The sequence below is a fragment of the Cognatiluteimonas weifangensis genome, assembly GCF_003416885.1.
GTDB classification, from domain to species: Bacteria; Pseudomonadota; Gammaproteobacteria; order Xanthomonadales; family Xanthomonadaceae; genus Cognatiluteimonas; species Cognatiluteimonas weifangensis.
In genome coordinates, this window is record NZ_QVPD01000021.1 from 1 (window position 1) to 6,454 (window position 6,454).

The 6,454-nt window shown below is 56.0% G+C and carries 11 protein-coding genes; 10 read left to right on the forward strand and 1 reads right to left on the reverse strand.

All coding sequences use genetic code 11. The annotated features are described in order from the left end of the window. Positions 1–480 precede the first annotated feature (480 nt). The 8 genes from D0Y53_RS13315 to D0Y53_RS12760 all read left to right on the forward strand — a co-directional run bounded on the left by D0Y53_RS13315 (position 481) and on the right by D0Y53_RS12760 (position 4,587). A complete protein-coding gene (locus D0Y53_RS13315) occupies positions 481–819 on the forward strand; it encodes a helix-turn-helix domain-containing protein (RefSeq protein WP_425477033.1) in 339 nt (112 codons plus the stop codon). 73 nt (positions 820–892) lie between these two features. Continuing rightward, the gene (locus D0Y53_RS12415; RefSeq protein ID WP_117203643.1) at positions 893–1,150 is read left to right on the forward strand and encodes a hypothetical protein; all 258 of its coding nucleotides are present in this window, start codon (positions 893–895) and stop codon (positions 1,148–1,150) included. Positions 1,151–1,220: 70 nt separating this feature from the next. Further along, on the forward strand, positions 1,221–1,586 hold the full coding sequence (locus D0Y53_RS12745) for a hypothetical protein (RefSeq protein WP_147319071.1): 366 nt from the start codon (positions 1,221–1,223) through the stop codon (positions 1,584–1,586). A gap of 64 nt (positions 1,587–1,650) precedes the next feature. Next, positions 1,651–2,118 carry a DUF1643 domain-containing protein gene (locus tag D0Y53_RS12420; RefSeq protein ID WP_117203644.1) on the forward strand — a complete coding sequence of 156 codons (468 nt, stop codon included), beginning with the start codon at positions 1,651–1,653 and terminating at the stop codon, positions 2,116–2,118. A gap of 70 nt (positions 2,119–2,188) precedes the next feature. Continuing rightward, entirely contained in the window at positions 2,189–2,530 is a 342-nt protein-coding gene (locus D0Y53_RS12750) for a hypothetical protein (protein WP_147319072.1), read from the forward strand. 79 nt (positions 2,531–2,609) lie between these two features. Continuing rightward, positions 2,610–2,864, forward strand: a complete 255-nt coding sequence (locus D0Y53_RS12755) for a hypothetical protein (RefSeq protein ID WP_147319073.1) — start codon at positions 2,610–2,612, stop codon at positions 2,862–2,864. A gap of 79 nt (positions 2,865–2,943) precedes the next feature. Beyond that, complete coding sequence (locus D0Y53_RS12425; protein WP_147319074.1) at positions 2,944–3,321, forward strand: hypothetical protein; 378 nt, start codon at positions 2,944–2,946, stop codon at positions 3,319–3,321. 861 nt (positions 3,322–4,182) lie between these two features. Beyond that, entirely contained in the window at positions 4,183–4,587 is a 405-nt protein-coding gene (locus D0Y53_RS12760; protein ID WP_147319075.1) for a hypothetical protein, read from the forward strand. 144 nt (positions 4,588–4,731) lie between these two features. Here D0Y53_RS12760 and D0Y53_RS12765 read toward each other — a convergent pair whose 3' ends face one another. After that, a complete protein-coding gene (locus D0Y53_RS12765) occupies positions 4,732–5,046 on the reverse strand; it encodes a hypothetical protein (protein ID WP_147319076.1) in 315 nt (104 codons plus the stop codon). Between the two features lie 131 nt (positions 5,047–5,177). Between D0Y53_RS12765 and D0Y53_RS12770 the strand changes: the two genes are divergently transcribed. Beyond that, positions 5,178–5,642 (forward strand): hypothetical protein, encoded by a 465-nt coding sequence (locus tag D0Y53_RS12770; RefSeq protein ID WP_147319077.1) that lies wholly within the window; start codon positions 5,178–5,180, stop codon positions 5,640–5,642. Between the two features lie 118 nt (positions 5,643–5,760). Next, positions 5,761–6,207 (forward strand): DUF4279 domain-containing protein, encoded by a 447-nt coding sequence (locus tag D0Y53_RS12430; RefSeq protein ID WP_117203646.1) that lies wholly within the window; start codon positions 5,761–5,763, stop codon positions 6,205–6,207. The last annotated feature ends 247 nt before the right edge of the window (positions 6,208–6,454 follow it).

Genomic DNA, 6,454 nt, shown 5'->3' on the forward strand with positions numbered 1-6,454 from the left:
TGTTCTTCTAGGTCGCGCTCTAGCTGTTGCATGGATACGCGGCCTAACAATTCATTCAAGCCGAAGCCGCTTCGCGGCTCGGCTTAATTCAGGCGTTAGGCCTCATGTCCAGATTCTCTCAACGTGAAAAGAACCTCCGCAGAGCCGGCTACGTCCTTCTGATAGAGATTCTTGGCGGTTTGCTCCTCAGCGCTTTGCTTTCGTACCTCGGCCTTGAGATAGATCTGGTCATCCTCTTTGTCTGGGCTGTCAACTTGCCAGCGGCCTGGTTCTTGGCCAGGGCAGCAAAGTATCAAGGGCGCAACGCTTGGCTGGCCGGTCTCAGCTCATTACCTCCCTTACTGTCGGTAGCTAACTTTTGGATGCTATGGGCTGCCGCAAGTCCCTATCGTTCTAATCAGGCTTCGTAGCTGAGGCCTAACAATTCATTCAAGCCGAAGCCGCTTCGCGGCTCGGCTTAATTCAGGCGTTAGGACTCACATCATGCAGCTGGGTGATCGAATTAAGTCCGCTCGAGAGCGAGCGTGCCTCAGTCAGGCCGAGCTAGCTAGCCAAAGTGGCATTACCCAGCAATCCTTGTCCAACCTGGAGAGGGGCAAGTCACGGTCGCTAAATGGCGATGCACTTCTGCAGATGGCTCGCGCTCTCGGATGCAGTCCAGATTGGCTCGTATACGGTGATGGAGCATCATCATCCGATTCAGCCGCCCTCCGCGAGGACGAACAATTACTCCTTTCTATTTTTCGCGGCCTCGGTCGTGAGGAAAAACGGCTTGTCGTTAGGCTTTTGCGCGGACTCACCGCCGCAAGTGAGTCCTAACAATTCATTCAAGCCGAAGCCGCTTCGCGGCTCGGCTTAATTCAGGCGTTAGGCCTTGCTTGGGAGAGACCAGATGGATCTGGAAAAACCCAATTCGGCTGCTGAGGTCCTTACCTCGCAGGAACGGGCCAAGCTTGAGCCGCTCACTCACGCGGGCGCCACGACACGGCGCTTCATGGATCGCTTTCGAGTCGGCGCGTTCACCCTCATTGGCGCCTATTTTGGCTGGCGCATCGCGGAGACTTATTTTGGCCCACGCTTGGTGTCCATCGGCATAGGCTTCGCGGCGGGACTAGTGGTAGCAGTCACCTTTCCGGGTCGCAAGGCCTAACAATTCATTCAAGCCGAAGCCGCTGCGCGGCTCGGCTTAATTCAGGCGTTAGGCCTCAGGGGACAGTGACGTGACCTACGACAAGACCATGGCGGACGGCACGCGCATCGAGGCGCCCCGATTTACATACCGTGTCCTAGATTCCGTACCTGTCGTCTTCCAGCTTTTCGAGTGGCTGTTGGTAATCGTCGCCTTTCAATATGCAGATGTTCGCTTTGGCTTTGTCGCGGCCAAAGTTGCATGGATTGGCCTATCAGTAGCCTTCGCACTCTACTTCGGCGTTCGCGTCTCAAACGCGCAATGGCGATTCTTTGAGGATCCATTCAAGAATCGCCGGTGGAGGCTCTTTAGCTACTATCTTTCCCCTGTAATTAGCGGTGCCGTAGTCTTTGGCCTCCAGCACCTCGTCAAGCAAATGGTCGCAGCCCAAAGCTGAGGCCTAACAATTCATTCAAGCCGAAGCCGCTACGCGGCTCGGCTTAATTCAGGCGTTAGCGCTCATGAAGAAGTCTGCCGTCGTCTCGAAGTGTCAGAGCTATCGCTACGAGCTTCGTCGCGTTTGGGACGAGACTAAGCCGCTGGTGCTCTTTATCGGGCTCAACCCTTCCACTGCAGACGCAGAGATTGAGGACAACACGTCGCGTGTCTGCATCAATTATGCGAAGCGCTGGGGCTATGGTGGCTTGCTGCTTGGCAACCTGTTCGCATTCCGCTCAACAGACCAAGCGGGCCTGTTTAGAGCCACGGACCCTGTCGGCCCGAAAAACGATGCAGCGTTGGCAAAGCTGCAACAGGAGGCAGCATTGGTTGTGTGTGCTTGGAGCGGGTCTGGCTCTTACCGGCAGCGTGACCAGGCTGTGCTGAAAGAACTGCGTGACCCGCACTGTTTGGTCAAACTAAAAAGTGGCCATCCGGGGCACCCGCTTTACAAGAGCGCTGCACTCCAACCTATCCGGTATGAGCGCTAACAATTCGTCCAAGCCGACGCCGCTTCGCGGCGCGGCTTAACTCAGGTGTTAGGCCTTGTATGGAGTTCAAATGAAACTTGTAGTTCTTACTGCTTTGCTTGCCGCCAGCTCGCTGGTCCAAGCCACCGAGTGCGAGAAGCTAGCGCAATTCGCAGACGAAACCGGTGGGCAGATCATCCCGCGCGCCACCTTTAAGGTTACAGGCGAGGGCCGGCTTTACTTCCACTCGGCCCCATCCAATGAGTGCCGCGCCAAAGAATTCGTTATTCCGAAAGACGAGGTGGTGGCGTATCAGGAATTTCGCACGTGGACCTACGTGATGTACTTACACCCTAAGACTGGCCAAGACACGAGCGGTTGGGTGCAGACAAGCCGGCTCACATACGCTGGCACAGCAAGCGCGATTCCATGACAGGGCCTAACAATTAATTCAAGCCGAAGCCGCTACGCGGCTCGGCTTAATTCAGGCGTTAGGCCGCAAAAGGCAGATCATGGGCTACATTCCAAAGCACGCTCAACTTGAGGCGCTGTCGGACGAGGATCTGATTGCCCGCTACGATGCTGCGGCAGCTAACACTGTCGTAGGGACAGGCTTCTACCGTGAGGAGATCGCGCGGAGACAAATGGCACGTGAGAGCACGCGTATGCTTGAGCTGACGCGCACCATTCGCACGCTCACCTGGGTAATTTTGGGCCTTACAGCTGTTAATGCCGCCCTCGTTGCAGTTCAAGTGTGGGCCGCATAGTGAGTTTGCGGCCTAACAAGTCATTCAAGCCGAAGCCGCTGCGCGGCTCGGCTTAATTCAGGCGTTAGGCCCCATTGGTATGCGTATCGCAATCGGAAGTGGGAAGTGCTCGGATCTATCGCGCAGCCGCAATCCTAAGCTTCGTGAGCTTTGCAGCCGGATTCTTTCCCGAGTTGAGCGCCTTGGCGCGCTTCCTCTAAGTGCACTCATGTCGCTGCCGGAGAGTTCATCTGAGTTGGAACGCATCAACTCGCAAGTCGTTTCTTTCACCACGTACCGTGAGGTCACAGAGTCAGGAGATTGCCTTCTCGTCGTTCAAGGCTTCTTGCCTTCTTGGCAATTCCCGCGCTACTTCGGCCCGGCGGGCATTGGCTTCATGGTTGCCGAGGGTCTGGTGCTCAACCAGGTCGGCACCCTCACACTTGCCCCAGACGATCTGCTTTGGGAGTTCCGCTAGCATGGGCCCTAACAATTCATTCAAGCCGAAGCCGCTGCGCGGCTCGGCTTAATTCAGGCGTTAGAGCTGCATTGATGGATTTGCGCGCATCAAGTAGAAGGCTTGTCTGGTCATGGCTTCTTGCAGGCGCATTCGCCCTGTTTCTGGCATTCGCCTTTGATCCACCCGCATATGTGGAGCAGACAATCTCTGGGTCTGTAATCGCCAATAGCAACCCTGGCTACATCCACACGGATTGGAATAGTCTTACCATCCGACTGGCCGATGGGCGCATAGTCGCTGCGGAGACCCCCGCGGATAAAAACTTCCCATACGGAGTCGGCGCTCATGTTTTCGTTGTTGTCTATCGGACGCTCATTTTTCGCAAACACGCGTATAGAGCCTTCGGTGCAACAACCCGGCCGCAGCTCTAACAATTCATTCAAGCCGAAGCCGCTTCGCGGCTCGGCTTAATTCAGGCGTTAGGGCGCACTCGTGAACGTTCTTGAGCCAATCGTAGCCTTCTTCTTGATTGCTGCAACCATTGCTTATCTCCACGCGCTCGTGAAGTTGCATGGTGTCATAGCCGCAGAACGACCGGACTGGGTATACCGCAAAGGCTCCCTGAGCTTTTTTTACTCAGGCATGCCTCGCATCGCGGATCCGAATGTTGGCTTGGCTGTCCTCGGTGTTGCCTTTAGCTCAAGAACCCGCTTACTCAGTGGCGCAGCTGTCCCATATGTGCGCCGTATCCGTATCTTGCTTCCGTTACTTATGCTGTTCTATGTAGGCGTGATTGTTGTCAGTTCGGTTCGCGCGCCCTAACAATTCATTCAAGCCGAAGCCGCTACGCGGCTCGGCTTAATTCAGGCGTTAGGCCTCATGCAGAATTTCGATCGCTTACCGACCAAGAGCGAGCGCTTCGTCGGAGTATTCGCCTCTTTGCTCTTATGCGTCGCAATGGGGGCAGTCTCCTATTTCTCGGCTCGCCTCCTCCTGGCCGGGAAGACGGACGCATTTGTTGTCGTGGGGTTGTTTATTGGCTTGGTTCTATTTCTTTGGTCAGGCCGGGTCTTTTTACGCTTCGTGTTTGGATCACCGCAGGTTTCAGGTCCAATCGGCCAACTAGTGGTTGGCTTGCTCCTCGCGGCCGCCGGCTCATCCATGGTTATTGCTCACTTTGCCCTAGACGTCCAAGATGGCCACGGACGTATAGGTGTGGCTGGTGCCGGCCTCGCTCTAGGCGTTGGCCTTGTTAAGAACGCATGGAAACGGTTGCGCCAATGAGGCCTAACAATTCATTCAAGCCGAAGCCGCTACGCGGCTCGGCTTAATTCAGGCGTTAGGCCGCTCATGCAGATATCGGATAGCCATCTACAAGAAGCCACACTTGCCGGTTTCGGGGCTGAGGCCGTTCGGCTTCTTCGCTCATCAGATTTCCCGCATCTGGCGGCACAGTTTGGATACGCTGTGGCTCTCGGCCGCGACACAGCCCTGGCAATTCGCGAGGATATGTTGGCTGGTCTCGCGAATCTCGGGGCCAATGGCCTTGATCCCCGTCGCGGGCATACGGCGGCAGTAACGTACTTCAAGGCAAACGACGCTGGGCTTCTTGCCTCGGTAGAGTGCCTGGTTCCAACAAACAATGGCTTGGCACTGCTTCTGGAGCTTGTCGTTAGCGCTGAGGGCGAGACCAAACACGTCACACTGGAGCAGCTCAGTGCCGCGGCCTAACAATTCATTCAAGCCGACGCCGCTTCGCGGCGCGGCTTAACTCAGGTGTTAGGCCGCACATGAAGCGATCTTGGTACTTGTTGGCGATGTCTGCATTGCTCTCAGCCTGCGCAGGTTTGCCCGCGCAAGAGTCAAACGCTAGCGTGGAAATCGCACGCGCGATTCGCGAATCCGATCTTTTAGAATATACAAAGCATGGGTGCCTCGATTCCCTAGAGCTATGGAGCGAGGAACGAGCAGTGCCGAAGATCGCGGGCCAAAACTCGACTATCGCCCTGCTCTTTCTGGGGGATAGCTATTTGACCTACAACTTTGCATTCGCGGGAATGGAGGACGGCAACCCCATCCTCCTGCGGCAGGTATCTGAAGTGGTGGAGCAATTCCGACTTACCAACGATGAGCTTGTCCAGCTGACCACATTTGTCGGTGGATCTCCAAATGACCCAGCGCCCAGCAACCCTGATCGGGCCCTTCATCAGACTTGCGTCGTATTTTTCACCCAGCGCCTGGGCTATTTCCTTGTTCAACTAGACGAGAGTTTCAATAGCAGGCGCAACGCGGATTTGGCCGTGAAACTGATGGCCGAGGTAAGCCAAGGTGCTCCCTAACATTGCGTTAAAGCCGAAATTGCATCGCTACGCCGCCCACATGGCAGAAAGAGCTTGCCATGTGGCCAGCTACGCGCTGCAATTCGGCTTAACTTAGGCGTTAGGCCTCAGGTGAAACATGTCCGCATTTGATCCTGACTACGCCAGTTGTGCTTACACGCATGTCTGGCTTCGCGTAATGCATGAGAGTCTGGATTTAGATGAGGTGACGAATCTTCTCGGCGTCGAGCCAACCTCCACCCAAGCGGCCGGCGATCTGGCAACCCTGAAGCCAGGCCGCAAACGCCGTCAGCCGGGTTGGTTCTTGGATTCACGCGAGCACGTAAGCAGCCTCGATTCTCGGCACCACGTGCAGTGGTTGCTTGAGCGCATTTCGGGAAGAGGACCAGCACTTGCCGAGCTACTTTCCCGCGGCTATCTCGTAGACATTTGTTGCCGCTGGGACTCAAGCTGGGGCAATGGCGGCCCCACTATGGATCCCAGTCAAATGACCCAACTCGGGCAGCTTGGCGTGGACTTCTGGTTTGATGTGTACTTGGCCCAAGATCAGGAGCCGGAGGCCTAACAATGCGTTCAAGCCGAAATTGCATCGCTACGCCGTCAGCATGGCAGATACAGCTTGCCATGCTGCCAGCTACGCGCTGCAATTCGGCTTAACTTAGGCGTTATGCGGGTCGGGCAATCGCTCGGTTTGCTTTCGCAGTCGTCGGATATCCGTCGGTCACTGCAGTTGCGTCGCGGCAAGGCAACGGCGTCGCTTCGGTTGCACTGCGTTGGCGCTCGGCAGCCTGGCATTGCGCCCCGGACAGTTC

Bases quoted from the DNA above. Each gene is read 5' to 3' on its own strand.
- D0Y53_RS12420 (WP_117203644.1), top strand. From the start codon at position 1,651: ATGAAGAAGTCTGCCGTCGTCTCGAAGTGTCAGAGCTATCGCTACGAG.
- D0Y53_RS12750 (WP_147319072.1), top strand. From the start codon at position 2,189: ATGAAACTTGTAGTTCTTACTGCTTTGCTTGCCGCCAGCTCGCTGGTC.
- D0Y53_RS12415 (WP_117203643.1), top strand. From the start codon at position 893: ATGGATCTGGAAAAACCCAATTCGGCTGCTGAGGTCCTTACCTCGCAG.
- D0Y53_RS12755 (WP_147319073.1), top strand. From the start codon at position 2,610: ATGGGCTACATTCCAAAGCACGCTCAACTTGAGGCGCTGTCGGACGAG.
- D0Y53_RS12425 (WP_147319074.1), top strand. From the start codon at position 2,944: ATGCGTATCGCAATCGGAAGTGGGAAGTGCTCGGATCTATCGCGCAGC.
- D0Y53_RS12430 (WP_117203646.1), top strand. From the start codon at position 5,761: ATGTCCGCATTTGATCCTGACTACGCCAGTTGTGCTTACACGCATGTC.
- D0Y53_RS12760 (WP_147319075.1), top strand. From the start codon at position 4,183: ATGCAGAATTTCGATCGCTTACCGACCAAGAGCGAGCGCTTCGTCGGA.